Origin of the sequence: Faecalibacillus sp. H12 (assembly GCF_013361255.1) — a bacterium.
In the GTDB taxonomy this organism is placed as follows: domain Bacteria; phylum Bacillota_I; class Bacilli_A; order Erysipelotrichales; family Coprobacillaceae; genus Faecalibacillus; species Faecalibacillus intestinalis.
Window position 1 is genome coordinate 1 of sequence record NZ_JABWDK010000027.1, and the last position, 26,769, is coordinate 26,769.

Consider the following 26,769-nt stretch of genomic DNA (forward strand, 5'->3'; position numbering starts at 1 on the left):
ATAGTACATTGTGCGAAAATAGCTCGTTGCCAGTTCCTTCTTTTTTTTATGTTTTAAGAATTTTCCCTTAAGTGGTTTTTTATTTTCAAATAATGAAAGCTTTTACATATTTAAAATAATTAGTATAAACTATCCCTTGAGGTGAATATAATGGAATTAAGTATTTTGTTAATTCAACAAATATGTCAATTATTTATTATGATCTTTTTTGGCTTTTTGCTTGTAAGAGGTCGAGTTTTAACAGCGGAAAATAGTAAAGTATTATCTATTTTACTTTTATATGTTGCATGCCCTTGTGCCATTATCAATTCTTTTATGATTGATTTTACATCAGATAAGTTGATTGGTTTAGGAATATCTTTTTTAGGGGCTATTTTAGTACATATCATTTTTATTCCATTTGCTAATTTATTAGGAAAAATTTTTGGTTTTACACCTATCGAAAAAGCAACACTTATTTATTCAAATTCTGGTAATTTAATTATTCCTTTAGTAGGAGCCATTTTAGGAAATGAATGGGTCATTTATTCAAGTGGCTATATGGTTATACAAACTATTTTATTATGGACACATGCTAAAAGTCTTGTTTGTAATGAACCATCATTTGATATAAAAAAGATTCTATTAAATATTAATATTATTGCTATCATTATTGGAATTTGTCTTTTTATGTTTCAATTACAATTACCATCTTTACTTGTTGATACTTTTTCTAAAGTAGGAAGTATGATGGGACCATTAGCGATGATTGTTATTGGAATGCTTATTGGAGAAATGGATTTAAGGAGTATTTTTGTAGAAAAGAGAACATATTTAATTTCTTTATTTAGATTAGTTGTCTTTCCATTAATTATGATTCTTATTTTTAAATTTACAGGTATGTCTCGTTTAACAGTTGATGCTGACAAAATTTTGTTGATTACAATTTTAGCTGCATCTGCACCACCAGCAGCAACAATTACACAATTTGCACAACTCTATAATAAACATCCAGGGTATGCAAGTATTATGAATGTAATGGGGGTTATTTTTAGTATTATTACGATGCCATTCATGATTATGATTTATCAATTATTATAAAAGGTAGAGATACCTTTTTTATTTATAGTTTAATAAAAGGAGTTAGAAATGAAAAAAATATTATGTATTTTATTATTACTTCTTACAGGGTGTTCCTCTAAAACATCAATGATAGAAATCCAAAAACATGTTTATGTAGAAAAAGAATTTAAAGATAGTTGGTTAGAAACTAATGAATTTGGTGATAGCTATATTAAAGAAGAACTCCAAGGAGGATATCATTATCATTTTGATCAACAGTTTTTAGAAATCTTTTTTAATACTGGCGGGAAGATAGAACTTTATAACTACAGTATTAAAAAGAATGATTTGATTATTTCAGGGGAAATGATTCCTCCTAAAACGATTCGTTTAGTTCATCCACATCTTGATAATGTGACAAGTGAAGGAGTAATTATTCATGAATTAGGTCATTATTTTGATGAAAAACATCAATTTAGTTCTTCTAAACAGTTTACAAAGTTATATAAGAAATATAGAACATTATTTAATCAAAAGACAAAAAAAGAATATTTTGCAGAATGTTTTAAAGAATATGTTGGTGGTCATCAAGAAAAGGTGAAACCATTTCATTCATATATGAAGACAATTACTCAAAAAATACGCCAAAAAAATAAATGAGCTATGCAAAAAGCGTGACTTATGAATAAAAAAACGATATAATGTGTCTAAAAAAGAAACTAATAAATAGGTTTTGATAAATGATATTAATGCACTTTAAAATATGATAATATGTTATGGTGAGGTGAAAATGATGGATGATTTTATTAGACCGCCAAAAAAAGAAGTAAAACAAGAAACAAAACAAAGACCAATCAAAGAAGTTTTAATTGTTATTTTGATTATTGTCTGTCTTGCAATTGGGTATTTTGCAGGCTATGTTTCAAAAAAGAATGTTATTGTTAAAAGTAAAAATGATAGCAGTATTATTAATGAAGTTTATGATACTTTAGATAAGTATTGGGTAAATACGAATGATCAAGATGTAAGTTTAAATACCTCTGCTATTGAAGGAATGGTTGCAGGATTAAATGATCCTCATTCAAGTTATCTAACAAGCAAAGAAGCTGTTGAATTTAATCAAACAGTTGCTGGAAATTATCAAGGCATCGGTGTAGGTTTTTCTATGGTAGAACAAGGGGCCATGATTACTAAAGTATATAGTGATTCACCAGCAATTAAAGCAGGCTTAAAAGTTGGCGATATTATCACGAAAGCGGATGGAAATGAATTAGCACAAGCAAGTACTGATCAAGTAAGAGACTACGTGCGAGGTGAAGATGGAACAGAAGTTACATTAACGATTTTAAGTAATCAAAAAACAAGTGATGTGACAGTTACAAGAGGAGCATTAGATACTTCTGCTTTTTATGAAATAAGAAAACAAGGAAATGTATCTTTTGGATATATTGAATTATCAACTTTTGGAACAGATACTGCTAAGCAAGTAGAAACAGCCTTAGAAATGTTTAAAAAGAAAAATATTCAAACATTAGTTATTGATTTAAGAGATAATGGTGGAGGCTATTTAACAGCTGCTACAGATATTTTAGATTTATTCTTTACTTCAGATGAAGTAATTTATCAAATGAAAGAAAAAAATAGTGCAGCAAAAAAATATTATGCAGAATCAGATAAAAAATATGAATTTGAAAATGGTTATATTCTTGTAAATGAAAATACAGCAAGTGCTTCTGAATTAACAGCAGGAGCTTTACAAAGTGAAAAAGGATATCAACTTATTGGAAAAACAACTTATGGAAAAGGAAGTGCACAAACTCAAAAAACGCTTTCTGATGGATCAGTTTTAAAGTATACGTATGCTAAATGGATGATTCCTAATGGGACATGTATTAATGGAAAGGGTCTAACACCTGATGAAGAAGTTGATAATGTTTCATTATCAGGAATTACAACAAAAGATGTAAAAGAAACCTTAAAAGTTGATTGTGTAAATACACGTATTAAATCTATGCAAAAGATGCTCAATATTTTAGGATATTCTGTTGATCGAGAAGATGGTTATTTTTCAGTTAATACACAAGCAGCATTACAACAATTTGAAACAGATAATCATTTAAACGTAGATGGAGAGTATAGTCAAAGTGATAAACAAATGCTGGTTGCAAGAATGATGATTTATATCAATAATCATGAAAATGATAAACAGTATGATCAGTTAATGAAAATCATAAAATAAGGTGGTGAAACTATGTCTCAGTTTAAACTCGTTTCTCCTTTTCAACCAATGGGAGATCAAGTTCAAGCTATTCAAGAACTTGTAGATGGTTTAAAAGCAGGTAAAAAGGAACAAGTCTTACTTGGGGGAACTGGAACAGGAAAAACATTTACTGTTGCTAATGTTATCAAAGAATATAATAAACCAGCGTTGGTTTTAGCACATAATAAAACATTAGCAGGACAATTATATTCAGAGTTAAAAGAATTTTTTCCTGAAAATAGAGTAGAGTACTTTATTTCAAACTTCGATTTTTATCAACCAGAAGCTTATATTCCAGGTAGAGATCTCTATATTGATAAAAATGCAAAAACAAATTATGAAATTGAAATGTTGCGTTCAGCAGCAATGAATTCACTTATTGAAAGAGAAGATGTCATTGTTGTTGCTTCAGTTGCTTCTATTTATGGACTTGGAAATCCTGAACAGTATAAAGAAATGATTTTCTCATTACGTGTTGATCAAGATATTGATCGTAGAGAATTATTGACATTTTTAGTCGATCGTCAATATCAAAGAAATGATATTGAACAAACTAAAGGAACTTTTAGGGTTCGTGGTGATGTTATTGAAATTGTTCCAGGACATAGTGAAAGTTATTTGATTCGTATTGAATTATTTGGAGATACAGTAGAACGTATTTGTGAAGTAGATCCCCTTACAGGACATATTTTAGGTTCTTATAATACGTATACTATTTATCCTGCTTATGGATATGTAACGAAAAAGGAACAAATGTTAAAAGCTTGTGATACGATTTCTAAGGAATTAGAAGAACGATTACAGTATTTTAAAGATGAAACAAAGCTATTAGAGTATGAACGTCTTGATCAAAGAACGAGACATGACGTAGAAATGTTAAGAGAAGTGGGAATGTGTCCAGGAATTGAAAATTATTCACGACATATCGATGGACGAAAAGCAGGTCAAAGACCTTATACATTGATTGATTATTTTCCTAAAGATTTTTTACTTGTCGTAGATGAAAGTCATGTTATGCTTCCACAAATTAGAGGAATGTATAATGGGGATCGTTCTCGTAAAGAAACATTAGTAGAATATGGTTTTAGACTTCCAAGTGCTTTGGATAATAGACCACTCGTTTTTGAAGAGTTTGAAGATTTGATTCATCAAGCTATCTTTGTTTCTGCAACGCCAGGTGATTATGAACTAGATAAGGTTCATCATCAAGTTGTTGAACAAATTATTAGACCAACAGGGCTATTAGATCCAATCATAGAAGTAAGACCTATTGATGGTCAAGTAGATGATATTATTGATGAAATTCATCAACGTATTGAAAAAAATGAACGTGTATTGATTACCACACTTACTAAAAGAATGGCAGAAGACCTCAGTGCTTATCTTGTAGAACTTGGGTTAAAAGTTGCTTATTTGCATAGTGATACTAAAACATTAGAAAGAACAGAAATTTTAAGAGATCTACGTCTTGGAAAATATGATGTTTTAGTGGGTATCAACTTGTTAAGAGAAGGATTAGACTTACCAGAAGTTTCTCTTGTTTGTATTTTAGATGCTGATAAGGAAGGTTTTTTAAGATCGGAAAGATCATTGATTCAAACTATTGGACGTGCTGCTAGAAATAGTCATGGTAAAGTTATTATGTATGGTGATAAAATTACTGATTCTATGCAAAAGGCCATTGATGAAACAGCAAGACGTCGTGAAATACAAGAAAAATATAATAAGGAACATGGTATTATTCCTCAAACAATCAAAAAGGAAATTAGAGAAGCTATCCATGGACAAGAAAATGTGGATGAAGCCATTTCTCTTGTTAAAAAAGGTAAGAAAGCGAAGAAGAAAGATAAAGAAACACTTATTAAAGAACTTGAAAAACAAATGAAAGAAGCAGCAAAAGCACTTGATTTTGAAAGAGCAATGGAACTTAGAGATATGATGTTGGAGTTGCAAGGTGAAGTTTGAGTTTAATCATTTAGAAAAAAGTGTTTTAGATTCTTTATCTAAAAAGGGTCGAGTTTATCTTGTAGGTGGTATTGTTAGAGATATGGTGATGTATCAAAAGGTAGATTACCATGATGTAGATGTAGAAATCTATGATCTAGAAATAGATGAGATTATTGATATTTTATCTCAATATGGAAAAGTAAACGAGGTAGGTAAAAGTTTTGGTATTTTAAAATTGGATTGTTTACCAAATTTTGATTTTGCTTTACCTCGTATTGAAAGAAAAAAAGGACAAACACATCGAGAATTTGAGGTAGAAGTTCATAAAAATTTAGATATGAAAATAGCATGTCGTAGAAGAGATTTTACAATCAATGCAATGATGTATGATTATCAAAATGAAAAGCTGATAGATTATTATCAAGGACAAGAAGATATTAAAAATAAATGTTTAAAAATGGTTGATGAAAAAACATTTTATGAAGATCCTTTAAGAGTATTAAGATTAGCTCAATTTATGGCTCGTTTTGAATTTCAAGTGGATTTAAAAACAAAAGAGATTTGTCAAAAAATGGTCAATGAAGGAGTTTTACAATATTTATCTTTAGAACGAATTCAACAAGAATATAATAAGTTATTGATGTCTTCACATCCATCAATGGGTTTAAAATTCTTATTAGAACTCAATGCTCTTATTCGTCCTTTAGAAACATTAGCAACATGTCCTCAAAGATTAGATTTTCATCCTGAAGGAAATGTGATGAATCATACTTTATTAGTTGTTGACTTAGCTGCTTTATGTAAAGATAAAACAAGTTGGCCACTTGCTTTCATGTGGAGTGCTTTACTTCATGATATAGGAAAACCATTAGTAACAACTCCTGAAGGAAAAGCACCAGGGCATAATGAAAGTGGTGTAAAAGTTTTTAATCAATATTTTAGTCATTTTTTTACAAATAAAAAAATGAAAAAATATATTCGTACAATGATCTATTATCATATGCATTTGATGAATATGGTAAGAAATCAAAGCAAAGATTATAGTTACTATAAATTATTAAAAGGAATAGAAGGAATTTTTCCTTTAAACGATTTAGTATGTATGTCGAAATGTGATAAGTTAGGACGACTTGCAAATCGTCCAGAAACAATTTCAACATTAGATACTTATGTTGAAGAAAAGGTTTCAAGATGTGGAAATCATGCATTAAAACCTTTTGTGGATGGTAAACTCTTAATAGAATTAGGATTTAAACCTAATCAAGATTTTAAAGAATTACTTGATTGGGCCTATGATTTACAAATGAGAGGGTATGACAAAGAAAGTGTTATTCAATTATTGAAAGGAAGAAAAGATGGAAAATAAATTAATTATTCGAGGAGCAAGAGAAAATAATTTAAAAAACATTAATATCGATATTCCTAAAAATAAACTTGTTATTATGACAGGTCTTTCTGGTTCAGGGAAAACATCTTTAGCTTTTGATACAATTTATGCTGAAGGACAAAGAAGATATGTAGAATCACTAAGTGCTTATGCAAGACAGTTTTTAGGCAATATGGAAAAACCAGATGTTGATGCGATTGAAGGTTTATCACCTGCTATTGCAATTGATCAAAAAACAACTTCTAACAATCCACGTTCAACTGTAGGAACAGTTACAGAAATCTATGATTATTTAAGATTGTTATATGCACGTGTAGGAAAAGCTTATTGTCCTAAACATGATGTTGTTATTGAAAGTCAGACAATTAAACAAATGGCAGATACGATTGACCAATACGCTGATAGCGATCGTTTAATGGTTGTCGCAAGAGTTGTTAAAAGAAAGAAAGGAACTTTTAAAGATTATTTTGCGGACTTATTAAAAGATGGTTATTTACGTGTGGTTGTTGATGGACAAAATTACATGTTGGATGAAGAAATCGAACTTGATAAAAATAAAAAACATGATATTGATGTCGTTATTGATCGTATTATCAAAAAAGAAGGTTATCGTAGTCGTTTAGTAGATTCTTTAGAAGTCGGTTTGAAACTAACGGGTGGAGAAGTCATTGTTCAAAACTTAACAACAAAAACAGAAGAACTTTTTAGTGAACATCTTGCTTGTCCAATTTGTGGTTTTTCTGTTCCTAAATTAGAACCACGTTTATTTTCATTTAATAATCCATTAGGAGCTTGTCCGGATTGTCGTGGATTAGGGATTAAAAATGAAGTGGATGTTGATTTATTGATTCCAGATTGGAGTAAATCAATTAATGAAGGTGGACTTCGTTATTTTAAAACAGCAGTCGGAACAAATCGTATTGAATGGCAAAGATTTTTAGTTCTTTGTAAGAAATATAAAATAGATTTAGATAAACCATTAAAAGATTTTACAAAACAAGAATTAAGTTATATTCTTGATGGTTCGAGAGAACCTATTAGTTATGAAATCGTATCAGATAGTGGAAATGTCTCACGTACAACAAAATTTATTGAAGGTGTGAGAACATTAATTGCAAGAAGATATGAAGAAACAACTTCAAAATGGTCAAAAGAATGGTATGCATCCTTTATGTCAGAACATACTTGTCCTACATGTAAGGGAAGAAGACTTAATGATCAAGTTCTTTCTGTAAGAGTCGGTGGTTTAAATATTGCTGAATTTACAGAACAATCAATTGAGGATGCTTTACATTTTATTCAAAATATAAAATTAACAGACTATGAAATGAATATTGCTCGATTAGTTGTTAAAGAAATCAATGATCGTCTTACATTCTTAAATAATGTTGGTCTTGGTTACTTAACACTTGCTAGACGTGCAGGAGGATTATCTGGTGGAGAAGCTCAACGTATCCGTCTAGCAACTCAAATTGGAACACGTCTTACGGGAGTGTTATATGTTTTAGATGAACCATCTATTGGTTTACATCAAAGAGATAATGAAAAACTTATCAAATCTTTACAAGATATTAGAGATTTAGGAAATAGCGTTCTCGTTGTTGAACATGATGAAGATACAATGAGAGCTTCAGATTTTATTGTTGATATTGGTCCAGGAGCTGGTGTTCATGGTGGACAAGTCATTTGTGCAGGAACACCAGAAGAAGTTATGAATTGTAAAGATTCTATTACAGGACAATATTTATCTGGAAATAGAAAGATTGAAGTTCCTCAAAAACGACGTAAAGGGAATGGCTTATTTATTGAAGTCAAAGGGGCTAAGGAACACAATTTAAAGAATATTAATGTTAAATTTCCTCTTGGTAAATTCAATGTCGTTACAGGAGTATCAGGAAGTGGTAAATCAACATTAGTGAATGATATTTTAGGAAAATCATTAATGAGATATGTTTATCAATCAAAAGAGAGACCAGGTTTACATAAAGAAATCTTAGGAATTGAAAATATTGATAAAGTCATAGAAGTTTCACAAGATCCAATTGGAAGAACACCACGTTCAAATCCAGTAACTTATACAGGTGTCTTCGATGATATTCGTGATTTATTTGCACAAACAAATGAAGCGAAAATGAGAGGTTATGATAAAGGAAGATTCTCATTTAACGTTAAAGGTGGTCGTTGTGAAGCGTGTCAAGGTGATGGATTAAAGAAAATTTCAATGCACTTTTTACCAGATGTCTACGTTCCTTGCGAACAATGTGAAGGTAAACGATATAATGAAGAAACTTTACAAGTGACTTATAAAGATAAAAATATTTATGATGTTTTAGAAATGACAGTAGAAGAAGCGGTAGATTTCTTTGATAATTTACCAAAAATTAGAAATAAGATCCAAACACTTTATGATGTTGGTCTTGGTTATATTAAACTTGGTCAAAGTGCAACAACTCTTTCTGGTGGAGAAGCTCAAAGAGTTAAACTTGCAAGTGAATTACAAAAGAAGTCAACAGGAAAAACTGTTTATATTCTTGATGAACCAACAACTGGATTACACAGTCATGATGTTGCAAGACTTATCGATGTTTTACAACGTATTGTTGATCAAGGAGATACAATTATTGTTATTGAACATAATTTAGATGTTATTAAAGTAGCAGATCATATCATTGATTTAGGACCTGAAGGTGGAGCTGGAGGAGGAACAATTGTTGTTACAGGTACTCCAGAAAAAGTAGCAAAGTGTGAAAAAAGTTATACAGGTCAGTTCTTGAAATCAATGCTTTAAGGAGAAAAAAGATGAAATCAATTACAGTAGAAAAATTATTAGGGAATAATAAAAATTATCAACAAGTTACAGGAAATGAAGAATCTTTAAAAAGAGTTATTTTAACTGGTGAAATCAATCGACCAGGTTTTGAATTAGCAGGATTCTTCAAACATAGTGACTTTAGAAGAATTATTGTCTTTGGTGATAAAGAAATGGCTTTTATTGCTGAGATGACAGAAGAAAGACAAAAAGAAATCTTTCCGTGTTTAATTAATGAAGAAGTACCTTGTATTGTAATTTGTAAAGGACATGCTTGTCCTGAAGTATTAAAAAATATTGCTGATGAAAGAAACTTTCCAATTTTTCAAACAGAAATGATTACAGGTGTTGTATCAAGTGAACTTATGAATACCTTAGAAGAAAAACTTGCAAGAGAAACATTAATGCATGGTGTTTTTCTAAATATTCATGGTAAAGGTGTCATTATTAAAGGGGATAGTGGAATCGGTAAATCAGAAATTGCTTTAGAACTTGTTAAAAGAGGCCATTTATTAGTTGCTGATGATGCTGTAGAACTTTATCGTATAGGACAAAAAATCGTTGGTAAAGCACCTGCTGTTCTTGCTAATTTATTAGAAATTAGAGGAATTGGGGTTATTGATGTTTCTAAGATGTTTGGTATTTCTGCTATTTTAGATAGAAATGATGTTGATTTGGTGATTCAGCTAGAACGTTGGGTACCATCACGTGAATATACACGTGTAGGGGTTGAAGAAAATGATATTTCAGAAGATGTTTTAGGAATTAAAATTCCTAAAATAGTTGTTCCTGTATCAAGTGGTCGTAGTATGTCGGTTATTATTGAAGCGGCAGTTATGAATATGCGTTTACGTGACGTAGGTATTGATTCAAGTAAAGAATTTGTTGAACGTATTCTTAAAAATATTGATCATAATAAACAAGAACAATGAGATTCTTCCCAAGTTTTAATACCTTTATAGAAATTGGACCACTTTCTATACAATGGTATGCCGTTTGTATATTGACAGGTGCAGCAATTGCTTATTTTTTAGGGCAATATCATTTTAAAAAATTAGGTTATTCAAAAGAAATACTTTCTGATTATGTTTTTGGTTTATTATTTGTAGGAATCATTGGTGCTAGAATTTGGTATGTGATTTTTATGTGGAATGAATTGTATGCCAATAATCCGATGGAAATCATTATGATCAATCATGGAGGACTTGCTATTCAAGGAGGAGTTATCACAGGACTTATTTATAGTTATTTCTTCTTTAAAAAAAGAAATATTTCATTTCTTGTTGCGGGGGATGCCATCATGCCAGGTGTCCTTATTGCCCAAGCATGTGGGAGATGGGGAAACTTCTTTAATCAAGAAGCTTATGGAAGTGCAGTTGATTTAAGTTTCTTAAAAGCACTTCATTTACCACAGTTTATCATTGATAAAATGTATATTCATGGTCAATATTATCAACCTACATTTTTATATGAATCCTTAGGATGTGTGATTGGTTTTTTAATTATTTTCTTTATTATTAGAAAGTACCAACAAAAACAAGGAATTCAGTTTTTTACTTATTTTATTTGGTATGGAGTTATTCGTTTTTTCATAGAAGCATTTAGAACAGATAGTTTATATGTTTTTGGATTAAAAACAGCACAACTTGTTTCTATTGTATTTGTTATTGTTGGTTTAATAGGATTTATTTATTGTCATTTTAAAGGACAAGATGTATTGGAGGAAAGATAGTGCATAAGACTATCTTTTTTTTGTAAAATAGATATAATAATTTACATTAAGGAGAAAAGTATGAAAAAAGCAATTATTTTTGATTTAGATGGAACACTCTTAAATACAGATTTATTAATAAAAAAATCATTTATACACACATTTAAAAAATATAAACCAGGTTATACTTTAAGTGAAGAAGAACTGCTTTCATTTCTAGGGCCTTCTTTAAAAAATACCTTTAGTCGATATGTAGAAGAAGATCAAGTGGATGAATTAATTCAATATTATCGAGAATATAATCATGCACATCATGAAGATTATGTCACAATTTATCCATATGTTGAAGAAATGTTAAAATATTTAAAAGCACAAGACTTTCCTCTAGCTGTAGTTACAACAAAATATAAAGAAGCAGCTATATTAGGATTGGATTTATTTAATATAACGCCATATTTTGATGTCATCATTGGAGAAAATGATGTGAAACGTTCAAAACCTGATCCTGAAGGAATATTGTGTGCATTAAAAAAATTAAATTGTCAAGAAGGCTATTATGTAGGTGATAATGTAACTGATATTCAAGCAGGTAAAAATGCGGGAATTAAAACAGTAGGAGTGAAATGGTCACCTAAAGGATATGCTCTTATAGAAAAAGAACATCCAGATTTGTTAATTAATGATTATCAAGAATTTATAAATTATATAAAGGAGAAAGAAAAATGTTAGATTTAATAATTATTGGTGCTGGACCTGCGGGGTTAAGTGCTTGTTTATATGCGAGTCGTGCGGGATTAGATGTTTTAATATTTGATAGTGCAGCTCCAGGTGGTAAATTAAATGTTACTGCCCAAATTGAAAACTATCCTGGACTTAAACCAACACCAGGCCCAGAAATTGCTTTTACAATGTATGAAAGTGCCTTGAGTTTTGGAGCAAAAATGGAATATGGTGAAGTTTTAGATATTAAAGATTACGGAAATTACAAAGAAGTTGTCACTGCTAAACAAACATATCAAACAAAATATGTTTTAATTGCGACAGGTACAAAAGAAAGACAAATGAATCTTGAAAAAGAAAATGAACTTGTTGGACGTGGAATTTCTTATTGTGCTGTCTGTGATGGTCCTTTCTTTAAAAATCAAGAAGTTGCTGTTATCGGTGGTGGAAATTCAGCGCTTGAAGAAGCAATGTATCTTGCAACATTATGTAAAAAAGTACATTTAATTGTAAGACGAGATGTTTTTAGAGCTGATAAAATTATTCAAGATCGTTTATTAAAAAGTGAAAATATTGAAGTTCATTTTAAAAGAAAACCAGCTGAGATTTTAGAAGAAGATAACAAAGTAAAAGGTCTTGTTTTAGAAAATAGTGAGACAGGTGAAAAAGAAGAATTAATGGTCAATGGTATTTTTCCATTTATTGGTTTGGATCCTATGACACAATGTGCAAAATCATTAGGAATTGTCAATTCAGCAGGTTATATAGATGCAAATGAAAATATGGAAACAGCTGTTAAAGGAATCTTTGTAGCAGGAGATGTAAGAAATAAACAATTAAGACAAGTTGTTACGGCTACAAATGATGGTGCTATTGCTGGACAATACATTGCTTCATTAAAATAAAAGTTCAGATGGTTACATCTGGCTTTTATTTATAGATGAATTTTGATAGAATAGATACGAAAAATAGAAAGGAGAGGTATTATGGATAAAATTGAGATTGTCATTGTTACAGGTATGTCAGGTGCTGGAAAAACAACAGCGATGGCCGCTTTTGAAAATATGGCTTATTGTTGTATTGATAATTATCCAATTGCTTTATTAGGAGCATTTTCAGAATTTTTAAAGGATAATACGAATTATCAAAGAATAGCAATGGCAGTAAGTTTAGCTGATGCGCCAAAAGCCATTCGTTTTTTAAATAATGTAGATTGGCTAAATGTGTCGGTTATTTTCTTGGACTGTGATGATAATATTATTTTAAAAAGATATAAAGAAACAAGGAGAACACATCCTATTTTGATTTCTAATAAAGTCTCTACACTTGTAGAAGCTATTGAATATGAAAGAAAATTAGCAAGACCTATTTCTAAAGAAGCAAATGTGGTTATTGATACAACAAATCTAAAAGGAAATAAGTTCCAACAGTTATTAGAAAACCAATTTAATCACCAATCTATAAACCCATTTAGAATAAGTTTTGTATCCTTTGGATATAAACATGGTATACCTAAAGATGCAGATTTACTTTTTGATGTGCGTTTTTTACCAAATCCTTTCTATATAGAGGAACTTAGAAATCTTACTGGAAACGATAAAGAAGTTTATGATTATGTAATAGATAAACCTGAAACCCAAGTCTTTATTCAAAAAATGACAGATTTATTAGATTATTTATTAGAAGAATATGATAAAGAAGGAAAGACGCATGTTGTCATTGGTATTGGATGTACTGGTGGACAACATCGTTCAGTAAGCTTAACAAATTATTTTGCAGATCACTATAGTCAAAAATATCATGTTCATCGTCTACATAGGGATGCTGTTCATTAATGAAAGTATCATTTGCTAGACAAGTTAAAGAGGAAGTTGTTTTTAATGATTTTGATATTTGTTGTCAAAAAGCTATTTTATCAGCAATTATTAAAGTCAATGGAACACTTTCTTTATCAAATCAAGGTTTATTACTTACAATAAGAACAGAAAATGCAAAAATAGCATCTAAAGTTCATAAAATGTTAAAAGAAGTGTATCATCCTCATATAGAGTTTCTTGTTTCTAGAAAAATGAAATTACAAAAAAATAATGTCTATATTCTTAAAGTCTCAAAAGCAAGAGAAATCTTAGATGATTTAGGTTTAATGAATGGATTAGGTTTCCATACACTTCCTGATAAAAAAATAATTCAAAAAGAATGTTGTAAAAGAGCATTTTTAGCGGGTATCTTTTTATCTGGAGGATCTGTCAATAACCCAGAAACATCGAATTATCATTTAGAGTTATCTGTTGATGAAGAAGAATATGCGTTATTTATTCAAGAATTAATGAATTATTTTCATTTAAATGCCAAAATGACAAAAAGAAGAAACAAATATGTTATATATTTAAAATCGGCAGAGAAGATAGGAGACTTTTTAAGAGCCATTGGTGCGAGCCAATCGGTGATGAACTTTGAAAGTACTCGTATTGATCGAAGTATGTCAAATACTGTAAACAGATGGAATAACTGTGATATTGCTAATGAGGTCAAATCAATGGCTTCTTCTAATAAACAATTAGAAGATATCAGTATTATTGAGATGTTTATGGGACTTGATATGCTTGATGAAAAAACAAGAACTGTTGCTTTGATTCGTAAAAAATATCCAGATTATACATTAAATGAATTGTGTAATGCTTATCAAGATGAAACAGGTCTGACGATTAGTAAATCGGGATTGCATCATCGTTTTAAAAAATTAAGTGAACAAGCAGCACAATTAATGCAAATGCAAAATGAATAAAGATATTCACATTTTATTTGGTTTACGAATTAAAGAATTAAGAGTGAGAGCACATATCTCTCAAGAAGAACTTTCATTTCGTTCAGGATTATCTAAAAATTATATTTCAGATGTTGAAAGAGGTACGAGAAATATTTCTTTAAAAGCTATTTCAAAATTAGCGGATGGTTTGAAAGTAGAAGTGAAGGAATTATTTAATTTTTCTAAATAGGAGTAAAAAAATGCCAATTTATCAAATTATTTTAGTTATTGCAGTTGTTATTTTAGTTTTAAGTTTATTATTAAATTTATTATTCAGTCCTATTACATGGATCATTATTGCTATTCTTGTGATTTATTCTTTTATTAGAAGATACTTATATGAAAAACAATTGAAAGAATATAATGAAAGAATTGAAAAAGAAATCGCAGAGAAAAAAGCTGCTTATCAATCAGGTCAAGCTTACCGTAATGGGAGTGACGATGTTATTGATGTAAATTATGTAGAAAAAGATGAAAATGAATAAAAACTATTGACATCTAATTCATAGAGGTATACTATGATAGCAACAATACAAAAAGACATTGAAAAGGAAAGTAATTTATTGAAAATGCCTAGAGAGTTCTTGGTTGGTGGAAAAGAAACATGGAAAATAAATGAAAATGGCCTTGGAGTTGCATACCGAGCCAAGTTGGTTAGGCTATGACGGATTCACCCGTTAAAGTGATAGAGTATGATAGTACTCGATGAGGGAATAATCGTGAGGTTATTTTAAATTAAGGTGGTAACGCGAGGTAACTCGTCCTTTGTATAAAGGACGAGTTTTTTGTTTGTTGTATTGTAATAAAAGAAAAAGGGGAAAAGAAAAATGAAAAAGGGATTAAAATTATTATTATCAGCAGCATTCGCATTATCAATTGCAGGATGTGCTAATGGATCATCAAACGATGATAAAACAATTAAAATAGGAGCAACAGCTATACCGCATGCGGAGATCTTAAATGATGTCGTTAAAGATGAGTTAGAAAAAGAAGGTTATACATTAGAAGTGACTGAATTTACAGATTATGTAACACCTAATACTTCATTAGAAGATGGAGATTTAGATGCTAACTATTTCCAAACATTAGCGTATTTAAAAGAACAAAATAAAGAAAGAAAATTACATTTAAAAGCCGTAGCCGGTATTCATTATGAAGCAATGGCTCTCTATTCAGAAAACTTAAAATCATTAGATGATTTAAAAGATGGAGCTACAATTGCTGTACCAAACGATGGTTCAAATGAATCAAGAGCACTTGCTTTACTTGCTAAAAATAACTTAATTGAATTAAACGATGATACACTTTATACAGCATCAAGTATTACAGCAAATCCACATAATTATAAAATTGAAGAATTAGAAGCAGCCAATTTACCAAACAACTTACCAGATGTAGATGTTGCAGTTATTAATGGTAACTATGCATTAGAACATAATTTAGGAGATAGCACAAACGTTTTATTAACAGAAAGTTTTACAGATGAAGAAGCACAACCTTATATCAATTACTTAGTAGTTAAAGAAGGAAATGAAAATACAGCTAAAGCAAAAGCTTTAAAGAAAGCATTACAATCAAAAAAAGTGAAAAATTATATCAAAAAATATAAAGGTTCTGTTCAAGCTGTCTTTACAGATCCTACAAAATAAGGAGATTTAAAATGAGTGTTATTTATTTAGCTGGAGGATGCTTTTGGGGAGTTCAAAAATATTTTGATCAATTTGATGGAATTATAAAAACAACAGTAGGTTATGCTAATGGGCATACTGAAAATCCAAAATATGAAGATGTTAAAGCAGAAAAAACAGGACATGTTGAAACGGTAAAAATTGAATATGATGAAAGTCTTCGAAGTTTAAATCAAATATTGGATGATTATTATAAAATAATTGATCCTACTTCTTTAAATAAACAAGGTGAAGATGAAGGTATTTCTTATCGTACAGGTATTTATTATACAAATGAAAGTGACTTAGAAATTATTCAAAATAAAACAAATGAAATTCAAAAAAAATATCAAGAAAAAGTGGTTGTTGAGATACAACCACTCGATAATTTCTATGAAGCAGAGGAATATCATCAAAAATATTTAGAAAAGAATCCCCAAGGATATTGCCATATAGGAAAATGTTTTTTTGGTTGAGAGGAAGAGGTTTATGATTGAGATAAAAAATTTGTATAAAAGTTATAGCTCTTTAGAAGTGCTCAAAGATATTTCTTTTAAGATAGAAAAAGGAGATATTTTTGGAATCATTGGACAAAGTGGAGCAGGTAAATCAACATTGCTACGTTGTTTCAATGGTCTAGAGAATTTTCAAAAAGGAGAAGTGATTGTTGATGGACAAGCAATTTCATCTTTAAATAAAAAACAAATGAGTAATATTCAAAAAGAAATGGGTATGATCTTTCAAAACTTTAATCTTTTAAATAGATTAAATGTTTATGATAATATTGCTTTACCATTAAAGTTTTGGAAACAAGATCCTCATAGTTTAGAAAATAAACAGAGAATTGAAAAACTTTTGAAATTGGTGGGATTAGAAGAAAAAAGTCAAGCTTATCCTCGTCAATTAAGTGGAGGACAAAAACAAAGAGTAGCGATTGCTCGAGCACTTGTTTTAAATCCCGAAATTCTTTTATGTGATGAAGCTACATCAGCATTAGATCCACAAATTACAAGAGATATCTTAAATCTATTATTAAAAATCAACAAAGAGATGAATATTACGATTGTAGTTGTCACACATCAAATGGAAGTTATTAAACAAATCTGTAATAAAGTCGCTTTTCTTAAAGATGGACGTGTTTTATCAGTGGGTAAACCGGAAGAACTTTTTGTGGCACCAAATCAAGAAATTCAAAAATTTGTGGGCGATGATATTGAAATTCTGCCACAAACTGGTAAAAATATTAAATTATTCTTTACAAATAATAATTCCAAATCACATACGATTACACAACTTGCTAGAACACTTGATATCAACTTTGATATTTGCCAAGGAAAACTTGAAAACTTTAGAGGTTCCATGATGGGAAGCCTTATTATCAATATTGATGAAAAAGATCTACAAGCAGTAGGAAATTATTTAGATCAAGAAAAAATTAAATGGGAGGAAATTGTATGAGTGATATTATTTTAAAAGCAACGTATGAAACGTTATATATGGTCATTGGATCAACTTTCTTTGCTGTTATTTTAGGTTTTGTTCCAGCAATTATTTTAACACTCACTGCACCGGATGGATTAAAACCAAATAAGGTCGTTTATACAATTTTAGATATTCTTGTTAATATTTTTAGAAGTTTCCCATTTGTTATTTTAATGGTCATTGTGATTCCACTTACAAGATTAATTGCTGGTAAAGCGATTGGAACGACAGCAGCTCTTGTGCCACTTACAATTTCAGCTATTCCTTTTGTTGCTAGAGTCATTGAAAGTGCATTAAGAAGTGTTGATGTTGGGTTAATTGAAGCAGCTAAATCCTTTGGAGCTAGTGATTTTCAAATCATTTATCGTATTTATTTAAAAGAAGCTTTTCCTGCTATTTTATCAGGAATTACGCTTACAATGATTAGTATTATTGGTTATAGTGCGATGGGTGGTGCCTTAGGGGCAGGAGGACTTGGAGATATAGCGATTCGTTATGGCTATCAAGCTTATAAGATTCCTTATCTTGTTGTTACAAGTATCATCTTAATTATCTTTGTACAAATTATTCAAACAATCGGCAATCATTTATATAAAAAATTATCTTAAAAGACCCAAGCGGTCTTTTTTATGTTATGATTGAAAAAAGGAGTGGGAATATGAAATGTAAATATTGTGGAGCAGAAATAGGAAATAGCATTGAATGTCATTTATGTGGACATAAACAAATCGGGAAAACAACGTGTCCAGTCTGTTCAAAACTTATTTATCCTTATCAAGAATATTGTTCTAATTGTGGAAGTCCTACAATTTATCGTAAGTCTGATCCAATAAAAAAAGTAACCCCTGATACAAGTGTACATAGTGAAGCAAGTCATAATTATCATACAGTTTCTGAAAGTTATGATTATAAAAAGAATGCATATGATTATAAAAAGCCTTTTAAAGATTTGAATAAGTATGTACCCATTCAAAAAAATAAAAAAACGTTTAATCATCCAAATGTAAGAAAAAATAAACGAATTGTTAAGATAGTTATAGGAATTATTGTTGCCTTTAATTTAATTATTCCGATTGTAGGAGCAATTATTGGAATCATAGGAGATAGTTTAGAAACAGGTGAGACGACATCTTTTGATGATAGTGGAAATAGTTCATTAACAGACTTTAACATTCAACAAGATACATCACGCAGTGATTATAATTATAATTTCCAAAACAATAGTGGTGGAGTTTATATTTATCAAAATCATCTCTATCTAGCAACAGGAGATCAACTTCTTAAATATGATTCAACACTTGAAAATAAAGAAGTTTTAGAAGATGGAAGTTGTGATCATCTTTATGTAGATGATCGAGGTTATTTCTATTTACAATATGGAGATTTGATTTTTGCAGATCATCAAAATAATAAAAAGACTTTATTAAATGATGCTTATGATTGTTATGTTCTTGATCAATCTATTTTCTATATTCAAAATGATAATTTATATTGTTTAACGATAGATGATCAAATGAATAAAGTAGCTAATAAAAAGATCAAAGAGAATGTAAATCATTTTAGTATTGATGATCAAAACCAACGTATTTTATATGAAAATTTAAATTATAAAAATCAATTAATTGATTTTAATGGAAATGTTTTGAAAAAAGATGTTGATAGTTATGATGATTGTTATTTTTCTAATGGTTTATTATATTATCGTACTTATCAAGGAATCTATTATGTTGATTTAGATACACAAGAGGAAAAAGAACTTAAAGAAGTTGATAATATTTATCGTTTTGCACTCGCAAGAGATGAAGCAAATCAACAAGATATTGCTTATGTAGAAAGCTTGGATGATCAATTGGATGCATATGTAGGAGATGAGCAATATGCTATTTACGATGATGCAAGAGATTATTTTGTTGCCGGTCAATATGTTGTTTTTTATGCCTATGATGATGATTATACGCGTCATTATTTTATCAGTAGCTATGATGGTGAATATGCACCTTTCGAAGAATGACAATTTAGTCATTCTTTTTATTTTATGACTGTGGTAGAATAAGGTCACTAGGAGTGATAAGAATGTATTGTAGTCAATGTGGAACATATGTTGAAGATGATATGCTGTTTTGTCCTCAATGTGGAAAACAGTTAAAACCAATAAAAAAAGTTTGTATTCGTTGTCAGTTACCATTAACTGAAAATGAAGAAGTCTGTCCAGCTTGTGGAATGAGACAAACACAAGAAGAAGTAGTGGAAGAAGATCCTTATAAAGGATATTGGAAAAAGCCAATTCTTTGGATACTTTCAGCTGTTTTATGTTTATCAGCTGTTTTTCTAGGAAGTTATATGACAAGTCATCCTTTACAATCAATGTCAAGTCAAGAAAAAAATTATGTCTTAAAAGGCAAAGTGAGTACGTATAATGTTTCTGCTAATAATCAAGCAGGTGGCCAATATCTAAAAGATAATCAACATCTTTATTATGTTATCAATAATCAACTTTTAGTAAGTGATTTAGATGAATTAGAAACAAGTGAAGTATTGATAGATGATTGTGTGGGCTATTTAAGTATTGAAAATCATGTTCTTTATTATTGTGATTCTCAATATAATTATCAAGCTTATGATTTAAAGACAAAAACAACGACCCAAATATTAGAAAATGTGTATTATCCAATTATAAAAAATCATGTTATTTATTATCAATTAGATCAAGATCATGAAAGTTTATATCGTTATTCATTGGATGATCAAACAAATCAAAAATTAAATGATGAAACATCTTATGATATTACAATAGATGGAAAATATATTTATTATTTAGCTAAAAATGATGAACAATATGCTTTAAAAAGAATGACAATTACAGGTGAAAATATAGAAACACTCTATGAAAAACAATGTACATTCGCTCTTGATAACAAAGATTTATATCTTACTGATAATTTACAAATTATAAAAATCAATAAAGAAACATTAAAACAAGAAACAATCAAAAAAGTAGAAAATAGAGCCATTGCTTTAGTCAATAATAAAATTGTCTATGCAACAGGAACTCAACTTAAAATGATGAGTTTAAATGGGAAAGATGATCAGATTTTATTTAAGAATATCGTTGTATCAGATTTACAAGTTTTAGGATCTGATTTATTTACCAAAGGATATGTTCAAGAAAGTGGAGTCAAATATATTGTTTTCAATATTAAAGGGCAATATAAAGCTTTAAATGAAAATACAGCACAAGAATTTGAAAATTTACAAGATGCATAGGAGAATAATATGAAAGTATATGAAATATTAGAGGCAACAAAAGGTATTTTAGTTTCTGGAAATAAAGAAGATGATATTTGTTTCTTTAGTCAAGATAGTAGACAAATGAAAAATGGAGGAATGTATATTCCTTTAAAAGGTGAAAGATTTGATGGACATGATTTTATTGAAAGTGCTTTTCAAACAGGAGCAACAGCAATTATTACCGCTAAAGATGTAAGTTATCCAGATAAAATTGTGATTAAAGTAGAAGATACTTATCAAGCTTTAAAAGATATGGCCATTTATTTAAGAAGTCATCGCCCTGTAAAGGTTGTGGGAGTTACAGGAAGTGTTGGGAAAACAAGTACACGTGATATGGTCTATAGTGTTGTTAAACAAAAATATAAAACTTTAAAAACAGAAGGTAATTATAATAATGAAATAGGTCTACCATTAACAATTTTAAGATATCAAGATGAAGAAGTCATGGTCTTAGAAATGGGGATGAATCATTTAAATGAAATGTCAAGATTATCTATGATTGCTCATCCTGATGTCGCATGTATTACCAATGTTGGAACAGCACATATTGGTGAACTAGGAAGTCGTGAAAATATTTTAAAAGCAAAGTTAGAAATTACAGATGGTATGAAAGATCAATCTACTTTAATTATTAATAATGATAATGATATGTTACAGACTGTTGATTTACCTCGTTTAAATGTTGTAAGAGTTGGAAAAAATGAAGGGGCTTCTATTCAAGCAAGTGATATTGAATTATTTGAAGATCACAGTACATTTATTGTTCATTATCATGATCAAAGTGAAAAAATTTGGGTTCCTGTTCAAGGAGAGCATAATGTTTTTAATGCGTTAATTGCAATTGCAGTAGGATTAGAGTTAGATATTTCTCTAGAAGATATTAAAAAGGGTATACAGGAGTTTGAATTAACTAAAAATAGAATGGATATTCTTGAAAAAAATCATAAAACAATTATTGATGGAACATATAATGCAAGTGTAGATTCAATGAAATCAAGTATAGATGTTCTAGCAAATTATAAAAAACGTAAAGTTGCTATTTTAGCGGATATGTTAGAACTCGGAAGTTATAGTCAACAACTTCATGAAGAAGTGGGAAACTATGTTGCTACTAAAGAAATAGATGTTTTGATTTGTATTGGAAAAGAAGCAAAGTATATGTATCAAAAAGCAAAAGAAAAAATGGAGAATGTTTATTATTTTACTTCTAATCAAGAAGTTATTGAACAATTAGATCAATTTTTAAAGAATGATGATGTGGTTTTAGTTAAAGGAAGCCACTCTATGAATTTAAAAGAAATTGTAGAAAAGATATAAGTTATGAAAAAAAAGAAAAAATTAAGATTAAAAAGACCCTTTCAGTTAATTCTTGCAGCATTATTGTTTTTATTAGCTTTTTCATTCTTTCAACTTATAAAAAATCAATTTAAGCAAGAGAATAAATTGGTTTCAACTCAGGTATTGAATTATGAAGATTTAATGCTAAAATATGCAAGGGAAAATGATATAGAAGAGTATTTAGGATTATTACAGGCAATGATGATGCAAGAATCTGGAGGACAAGGAAATGATCCAATGCAATCATCTGAATGTGAATTTAATACACAGTTTGAAAAGAAACCTAATGCTATTAGTGATCCCAAATATTCTATTCAAGTAGGTATTCAATACTTTGCTAAATGTTTAGAAAAGGCAAATGTAAGTTCTTTAAAAGATGAAAAAGGAATATTTTTAGCTTTACAATCTTATAATTATGGTATTGGATATATGAATTACGTTGAACAAACAGACAAGCAATATACTTATCAAAATGCTATAGATTTTTCTGAGAAATGTAAAAAGGATTATAACGTATCAGTCTATGGAGATAGTAAGTATGTATATCATGTTTTAAGATATTATGAAGATACTACTTTAGTAGATGATTGGTTAGAATTATATCGTTAAGGAGATTATTATGAAACAAAAATTGATGGTTGTTTGTGGTGGACAATCGAGTGAACATATTGTTTCTCGTATGTCTTGTACATCAGTAATGAATAATTTAAATAAAGAACATTATGATGTGACATTAGTAGGAATTGATCAAGATGGATCTTGGTATTTATTAGATCAAGGTCAAGCTGATTTGGCTCAAGATACTTGGTTAGAAAATTCTCAAGTTATTCAAGATATTTTTGGAGTATTAAAACAACAAGATGTTGTTTTACCAATTTTACATGGTGCTTTTGGAGAAGATGGAACAATCCAAGGTTTATTTGAATTAGCAGGTGTTCCTTATGTTGGATGTCGTGTTTTAGCTTCAGCAGTATCAATGGATAAAATCTATACAAAGAAGATTTTAGAAACTGCAGGAATTCCACAAGTAAAATCTTTATATGTTAAAAAAAGATATGATGGAAAACTTGTTGTTGTCAATAAACAATTTGATGAAATTGAAGATATTGAAAAAACAGTGGAAAAAGAATTAGGATTCCCATGTTTTATTAAAGCAAGTCGTTCTGGATCAAGTGTAGGATGTTATCGTTGTGCTCATAAAGAAGATTTAATGACAAAACTTATTGAAGCTTCAAAATATGATCGTCATATTGTCGTTGAAGAATGTGTTGATTGTATCGAACTTGAAACGGCTGTTTTAGGAAATGATGATCCAATCGTTTCACGTGTTGGACAAATCATGCCTCATGGTGAATTCTATACTTTTGAATCTAAATATGAAGATGAAGAAAGTAAAACATGTATTCCTGCTTTAGTTGATCAAGAAATTCAAGATAAGATTCGTGAATATGCTTTAAGAGTATTTAAAGCAGTTGATGGACATGGTCTATCAAGAGTTGATTTCTTCTTAGATAAGAAATCAAATCAAATCTATTTAAATGAAATTAATACTTTACCTGGATTTACAAAGATTTCAATGTATCCACAATTAATGAATGATTTTGGTATTTCTTATAGTGAATTATTAGATAGAGTAATTCAATTAGCTTTCGATAAATAATAAAAAACTATTAAAATAATAATATATTTTAAATTAGTTAAATTAACTTAAAGACATTGACTTTAGTAAAAAAAAAGTCTAACATTACAAGTAACCATAAAATAAATACTTCGATAGGAACTAGTAAGTACTATTTCAAGGCGTAGAGAGATTCTGGTTGGTGGAAAGAATTGTTTGAGTAATACTGAACTCATCCTTGAGTGGAGCGCTGAACTTAAGTAGGTGGCTACGGTATGCAACCGTTATTTTGTAAGAGTATGAACTATTATGTAGCGTACTTAGCGAGGTGGATAAAGTGATTTATTCACAAATTGAGGTGGAACCACGAAGTAATATAACTCTCGTCCTCAAAATGGCCGGATTGGCTATTTTGAGACGGGAGTTTTTTTATAGTATTAAGGAGGAAATGGAAATGAATTACGAAAAGTACAAGAGATTTGAAACAATTAAATTAAAAGACCGTACTTGGCCTGATAAAACAATTGAAAAAGCACCAATTTGGTGTTCGGTTGATTTAAGAGATGGAAATCAAGCATTAATTACACCAATGAAAATAGAAGAAAAAGTGGAAATGTTTCAACTTTTAGTAGACTTAGGATTTAAAGAAATTGAAGTAGGTTTTCCTTCTTCAAGTCAAATTGAATATGATTTCTTAAGATTATTAATTGAAGAAAATTTAATTCCTGATGATGTGACTGTTCAAGTATTAACTCAAGCAAGAGAACATTTAATTAGAAAAACATTTGAAGCTTTAAAAGGATTAGATAAAGCTATCGTCCATGTTTACAATTCAACTTCTATCTTACAAAGAGACGTTGTCTTTAACAAAGATAAAGATGAAATTAAACAAATTGCAATTGATGGTGTTCAATTAGTAAAAGACTTATCAAAAGAATTTGAAGGAAAAGTGATTCTTGAATATTCACCAGAAAGTTTTACAGGAACTGAAGTTGATTATGCAATGGAAGTATGTGAAGCCGTTATGGATACATGGGGAGCAAGTAAAGATAATAAAGTGATTATCAACTTACCTTCAACTGTAGAAATGGATACACCAAATGTTTATGCTGATCAAATCGAATGGATGTGTCGTAACTTCAAAGATCGTGAAAGAGTCATTGTTTCTGTTCATCCTCATAATGATAGAGGTTGTGGAATTGCTTCAACTGAACTTGCTTTATTAGCGGGTGCTGATCGTGTTGAAGGAACGTTATTTGGTAATGGTGAAAGAACAGGAAATGTTGATGTTGTGACTGTTGCTTTAAATATGTTCACTCATGGAGTTGATCCACAATTAGAATTAGATAATATTAATGATATTAAACATGTTTATGAAAAATGTACAAAAATGGATATTCCACCAAGACATCCATATGTTGGACAATTAGTCTTTACAGCTTTCTCTGGAAGTCATCAAGATGCAATCAATAAAGGAATGCATGCTTTAAGAGAAAGAAATTCGAAAATGTGGGAAGTTCCATATTTACCAATTGATCCAAGTGATTTAGGTAGACAATATGAACCAATTGTTCGTATTAATTCACAATCTGGTAAAGGTGGCGTTGCTTATGTTATGGAAAGCATGTATGGTTATCATTTACCAAAAGGATTACAAGTAGACTTTGCAAAAGTGATTCAAGATATTTCTGAAGAAGAAGGAGAAGTTTCACCAGAAAGAGTTTACGATACATTTATTGAACAATATGTAGATATTAAAGAACCATATGAATTTATTAAACAAAAATTAATTGATATTTCTGAAGATGATTCTGAATTTGAAAGAAAAGCAGAAATTACTTTAAAAGATCATGGAGAAATAAGAACGATTGTTGGTTATGGTAATGGACCAATTGATGCTGTTAAAGATGCATTTAATGAAAATGGCTTTGTTTATACACATTTCTTAGATTATAGTGAACATTCATTATCATCAGGATCTAGTTCAAAAGCAGCTGCTTATGTTTATTTAAGAGTTAAAGGAAGTGCTGTTCAAGAATATGGAGTAGGGGTACATCCAAATATTACAACAGCTACAATTAAAGCCATTATTTCAGCTATGAATAGAATTCATAAACAATTAAAAAAATAGGGAGGATTAAAACATGGATAGACTTGTTTTATCATTGCTTGTTGAAAATAATCCAGGGGTATTAAACCGTGTTGCTGGTTTATTTAGTAGACGAGGATATAACATTGAAAGTATTTCAGTAGGACAAACAAATATTAAAGGAATGTCACGTATGACAGTCGTTTCTACTGGTGATGAACAAATTTTAACGCAAATTGAAAAACAATTAGGGAAACTTGTAGAAGTCGTTGAAATTGAAAAACTTGAACCAGATGATTCAGTTTATCGAGAACTTGTCTTAATTAAAGTAGATGCAAATGCTGATCAAAGAACAAATATCAACTCAATTGTTGATATCTTTAGAGCACATATTATCGATGTTTCACCAACTTCATTAATTATAGAAGTTACTGGAAATACAAGAAAAGTCAATCAGTTATTAACAATGCTTAACGGATTCAACGTGACAGAAATTGCTCGCACAGGACTCGTTGGAATGCATAGAGGAAGCCAAGGAAATTAAGGGGGACATTAAAAATGGCAAAAATTTTTTATGAATCAGATTGTGACTTATCATTATTAGAT

At 29.7% G+C, this 26,769-nt stretch carries 25 protein-coding genes and 2 other annotated features; all 25 genes read left to right on the forward strand.

The features are described 5' to 3' along the window. The first annotated feature begins 150 nt into the window (after positions 1-150). The 25 genes from HUU89_RS12025 (at position 151) to ilvN (ending at position 26,707) form a co-directional block, all read left to right on the forward strand. Positions 151-1,080, forward strand: a complete 930-nt coding sequence (locus HUU89_RS12025; RefSeq protein ID WP_032089436.1) for an AEC family transporter — start codon at positions 151-153, stop codon at positions 1,078-1,080. 48 nt (positions 1,081-1,128) lie between these two features. After that, positions 1,129-1,701, forward strand: a complete 573-nt coding sequence (locus tag HUU89_RS12030; protein WP_032089435.1) for a hypothetical protein — start codon at positions 1,129-1,131, stop codon at positions 1,699-1,701. Positions 1,702-1,834: 133 nt separating this feature from the next. Then, entirely contained in the window at positions 1,835-3,280 is a 1,446-nt protein-coding gene (locus HUU89_RS12035; RefSeq protein ID WP_175301878.1) for a S41 family peptidase, read from the forward strand. Positions 3,281-3,292: 12 nt separating this feature from the next. Further along, positions 3,293-5,266 carry an excinuclease ABC subunit UvrB gene (uvrB, locus tag HUU89_RS12040; RefSeq protein WP_107030316.1) on the forward strand — a complete coding sequence of 658 codons (1,974 nt, stop codon included), beginning with the start codon at positions 3,293-3,295 and terminating at the stop codon, positions 5,264-5,266. Beyond that, complete coding sequence (locus tag HUU89_RS12045) at positions 5,256-6,614, forward strand: CCA tRNA nucleotidyltransferase (protein WP_317992344.1); 1,359 nt, start codon at positions 5,256-5,258, stop codon at positions 6,612-6,614. The genes uvrB and HUU89_RS12045 overlap by 11 nt, the downstream gene beginning before the upstream one ends. Beyond that, positions 6,604-9,423, forward strand: coding sequence for an excinuclease ABC subunit UvrA (gene uvrA, locus HUU89_RS12050; RefSeq protein WP_175301879.1), 2,820 nt, complete (start codon positions 6,604-6,606; stop codon positions 9,421-9,423). Before HUU89_RS12045 ends, uvrA begins: the two co-directional genes overlap by 11 nt. A gap of 11 nt (positions 9,424-9,434) precedes the next feature. After that, the gene (hprK, locus tag HUU89_RS12055; RefSeq protein WP_022001435.1) at positions 9,435-10,376 is read left to right on the forward strand and encodes an HPr(Ser) kinase/phosphatase; all 942 of its coding nucleotides are present in this window, start codon (positions 9,435-9,437) and stop codon (positions 10,374-10,376) included. Beyond that, a complete protein-coding gene (lgt, locus tag HUU89_RS12060) occupies positions 10,373-11,176 on the forward strand; it encodes a prolipoprotein diacylglyceryl transferase (protein ID WP_118470647.1) in 804 nt (267 codons plus the stop codon). The genes hprK and lgt overlap by 4 nt, the downstream gene beginning before the upstream one ends. A gap of 60 nt (positions 11,177-11,236) precedes the next feature. Further along, complete coding sequence (gene ppaX / locus HUU89_RS12065; RefSeq protein ID WP_117347508.1) at positions 11,237-11,884, forward strand: pyrophosphatase PpaX; 648 nt, start codon at positions 11,237-11,239, stop codon at positions 11,882-11,884. Next, entirely contained in the window at positions 11,878-12,780 is a 903-nt protein-coding gene (trxB, locus tag HUU89_RS12070) for a thioredoxin-disulfide reductase (RefSeq protein WP_175301880.1), read from the forward strand. Before ppaX ends, trxB begins: the two co-directional genes overlap by 7 nt. Positions 12,781-12,861: 81 nt before the next feature. Continuing rightward, complete coding sequence (rapZ, locus tag HUU89_RS12075; RefSeq protein WP_175301881.1) at positions 12,862-13,710, forward strand: RNase adapter RapZ; 849 nt, start codon at positions 12,862-12,864, stop codon at positions 13,708-13,710. Then, on the forward strand, positions 13,710-14,660 hold the full coding sequence (gene whiA, locus HUU89_RS12080; RefSeq protein WP_022001630.1) for a DNA-binding protein WhiA: 951 nt from the start codon (positions 13,710-13,712) through the stop codon (positions 14,658-14,660). The genes rapZ and whiA overlap by 1 nt, the downstream gene beginning before the upstream one ends. After that, a complete protein-coding gene (locus HUU89_RS12085) occupies positions 14,653-14,871 on the forward strand; it encodes a helix-turn-helix domain-containing protein (protein WP_022001629.1) in 219 nt (72 codons plus the stop codon). Before whiA ends, HUU89_RS12085 begins: the two co-directional genes overlap by 8 nt. Before the next feature lie 10 nt (positions 14,872-14,881). Then, positions 14,882-15,166 carry a hypothetical protein gene (locus HUU89_RS12090; RefSeq protein ID WP_022001628.1) on the forward strand — a complete coding sequence of 95 codons (285 nt, stop codon included), beginning with the start codon at positions 14,882-14,884 and terminating at the stop codon, positions 15,164-15,166. Positions 15,167-15,215: 49 nt separating this feature from the next. Beyond that, positions 15,216-15,450: a binding site (T-box leader), on the forward strand. Positions 15,451-15,508: 58 nt separating this feature from the next. After that, entirely contained in the window at positions 15,509-16,330 is an 822-nt protein-coding gene (locus HUU89_RS12095; protein WP_119362711.1) for a MetQ/NlpA family ABC transporter substrate-binding protein, read from the forward strand. A gap of 11 nt (positions 16,331-16,341) precedes the next feature. Then, a complete protein-coding gene (gene msrA, locus HUU89_RS12100; RefSeq protein WP_175301882.1) occupies positions 16,342-16,824 on the forward strand; it encodes a peptide-methionine (S)-S-oxide reductase MsrA in 483 nt (160 codons plus the stop codon). A 13-nt stretch (positions 16,825-16,837) separates the two neighbouring features. Further along, positions 16,838-17,806 (forward strand): methionine ABC transporter ATP-binding protein, encoded by a 969-nt coding sequence (locus HUU89_RS12105; RefSeq protein WP_175301883.1) that lies wholly within the window; start codon positions 16,838-16,840, stop codon positions 17,804-17,806. Beyond that, positions 17,803-18,438: a methionine ABC transporter permease gene (locus HUU89_RS12110; protein WP_175301884.1), complete on the forward strand. Its 636-nt coding sequence runs from the start codon at positions 17,803-17,805 to the stop codon at positions 18,436-18,438. The genes HUU89_RS12105 and HUU89_RS12110 overlap by 4 nt, the downstream gene beginning before the upstream one ends. Before the next feature lie 50 nt (positions 18,439-18,488). Continuing rightward, positions 18,489-19,841 carry a zinc ribbon domain-containing protein gene (locus HUU89_RS12115; RefSeq protein WP_175301885.1) on the forward strand — a complete coding sequence of 451 codons (1,353 nt, stop codon included), beginning with the start codon at positions 18,489-18,491 and terminating at the stop codon, positions 19,839-19,841. A 62-nt stretch (positions 19,842-19,903) separates the two neighbouring features. Further along, the gene (locus tag HUU89_RS12120) at positions 19,904-21,094 is read left to right on the forward strand and encodes a DUF5050 domain-containing protein (protein WP_175301886.1); all 1,191 of its coding nucleotides are present in this window, start codon (positions 19,904-19,906) and stop codon (positions 21,092-21,094) included. A 9-nt stretch (positions 21,095-21,103) separates the two neighbouring features. Continuing rightward, positions 21,104-22,435: a UDP-N-acetylmuramoyl-tripeptide--D-alanyl-D-alanine ligase gene (locus HUU89_RS12125; RefSeq protein ID WP_175301887.1), complete on the forward strand. Its 1,332-nt coding sequence runs from the start codon at positions 21,104-21,106 to the stop codon at positions 22,433-22,435. 3 nt (positions 22,436-22,438) lie between these two features. Continuing rightward, positions 22,439-23,065 (forward strand): lysozyme family protein, encoded by a 627-nt coding sequence (locus tag HUU89_RS12130; RefSeq protein ID WP_175301888.1) that lies wholly within the window; start codon positions 22,439-22,441, stop codon positions 23,063-23,065. Positions 23,066-23,075: 10 nt separating this feature from the next. Continuing rightward, entirely contained in the window at positions 23,076-24,116 is a 1,041-nt protein-coding gene (locus HUU89_RS12135) for a D-alanine--D-alanine ligase family protein (RefSeq protein WP_175301889.1), read from the forward strand. 101 nt (positions 24,117-24,217) lie between these two features. After that, positions 24,218-24,468, forward strand: a binding site (T-box leader). Positions 24,469-24,528: 60 nt separating this feature from the next. Beyond that, positions 24,529-26,205 (forward strand): 2-isopropylmalate synthase, encoded by a 1,677-nt coding sequence (gene leuA / locus HUU89_RS12140; RefSeq protein ID WP_147580859.1) that lies wholly within the window; start codon positions 24,529-24,531, stop codon positions 26,203-26,205. A 13-nt stretch (positions 26,206-26,218) separates the two neighbouring features. Beyond that, the gene (gene ilvN, locus HUU89_RS12145; protein WP_147580860.1) at positions 26,219-26,707 is read left to right on the forward strand and encodes an acetolactate synthase small subunit; all 489 of its coding nucleotides are present in this window, start codon (positions 26,219-26,221) and stop codon (positions 26,705-26,707) included. Positions 26,708-26,769: the final 62 nt, after the last annotated feature.

Coding starts and splice junctions, on each gene's coding strand:
- uvrB (WP_107030316.1), top strand. CDS start 3,293: ATGTCTCAGTTTAAACTCGTTTCTCCTTTTCAACCAATGGGAGATCAA.
- HUU89_RS12105 (WP_175301883.1), top strand. CDS start 16,838: ATGATTGAGATAAAAAATTTGTATAAAAGTTATAGCTCTTTAGAAGTG.
- trxB (WP_175301880.1), top strand. CDS start 11,878: ATGTTAGATTTAATAATTATTGGTGCTGGACCTGCGGGGTTAAGTGCT.
- HUU89_RS12030 (WP_032089435.1), top strand. CDS start 1,129: ATGAAAAAAATATTATGTATTTTATTATTACTTCTTACAGGGTGTTCC.
- HUU89_RS12110 (WP_175301884.1), top strand. CDS start 17,803: ATGAGTGATATTATTTTAAAAGCAACGTATGAAACGTTATATATGGTC.
- HUU89_RS12085 (WP_022001629.1), top strand. CDS start 14,653: ATGAATAAAGATATTCACATTTTATTTGGTTTACGAATTAAAGAATTA.
- HUU89_RS12095 (WP_119362711.1), top strand. CDS start 15,509: ATGAAAAAGGGATTAAAATTATTATTATCAGCAGCATTCGCATTATCA.
- hprK (WP_022001435.1), top strand. CDS start 9,435: ATGAAATCAATTACAGTAGAAAAATTATTAGGGAATAATAAAAATTAT.
- ilvN (WP_147580860.1), top strand. CDS start 26,219: ATGGATAGACTTGTTTTATCATTGCTTGTTGAAAATAATCCAGGGGTA.
- HUU89_RS12090 (WP_022001628.1), top strand. CDS start 14,882: ATGCCAATTTATCAAATTATTTTAGTTATTGCAGTTGTTATTTTAGTT.
- ppaX (WP_117347508.1), top strand. CDS start 11,237: ATGAAAAAAGCAATTATTTTTGATTTAGATGGAACACTCTTAAATACA.
- uvrA (WP_175301879.1), top strand. CDS start 6,604: ATGGAAAATAAATTAATTATTCGAGGAGCAAGAGAAAATAATTTAAAA.
- rapZ (WP_175301881.1), top strand. CDS start 12,862: ATGGATAAAATTGAGATTGTCATTGTTACAGGTATGTCAGGTGCTGGA.
- HUU89_RS12120 (WP_175301886.1), top strand. CDS start 19,904: ATGTATTGTAGTCAATGTGGAACATATGTTGAAGATGATATGCTGTTT.
- lgt (WP_118470647.1), top strand. CDS start 10,373: ATGAGATTCTTCCCAAGTTTTAATACCTTTATAGAAATTGGACCACTT.
- HUU89_RS12135 (WP_175301889.1), top strand. CDS start 23,076: ATGAAACAAAAATTGATGGTTGTTTGTGGTGGACAATCGAGTGAACAT.
- HUU89_RS12025 (WP_032089436.1), top strand. CDS start 151: ATGGAATTAAGTATTTTGTTAATTCAACAAATATGTCAATTATTTATT.
- HUU89_RS12130 (WP_175301888.1), top strand. CDS start 22,439: ATGAAAAAAAAGAAAAAATTAAGATTAAAAAGACCCTTTCAGTTAATT.
- msrA (WP_175301882.1), top strand. CDS start 16,342: ATGAGTGTTATTTATTTAGCTGGAGGATGCTTTTGGGGAGTTCAAAAA.
- HUU89_RS12115 (WP_175301885.1), top strand. CDS start 18,489: ATGAAATGTAAATATTGTGGAGCAGAAATAGGAAATAGCATTGAATGT.
- leuA (WP_147580859.1), top strand. CDS start 24,529: ATGAATTACGAAAAGTACAAGAGATTTGAAACAATTAAATTAAAAGAC.
- HUU89_RS12125 (WP_175301887.1), top strand. CDS start 21,104: ATGAAAGTATATGAAATATTAGAGGCAACAAAAGGTATTTTAGTTTCT.
- whiA (WP_022001630.1), top strand. CDS start 13,710: ATGAAAGTATCATTTGCTAGACAAGTTAAAGAGGAAGTTGTTTTTAAT.
- HUU89_RS12035 (WP_175301878.1), top strand. CDS start 1,835: ATGGATGATTTTATTAGACCGCCAAAAAAAGAAGTAAAACAAGAAACA.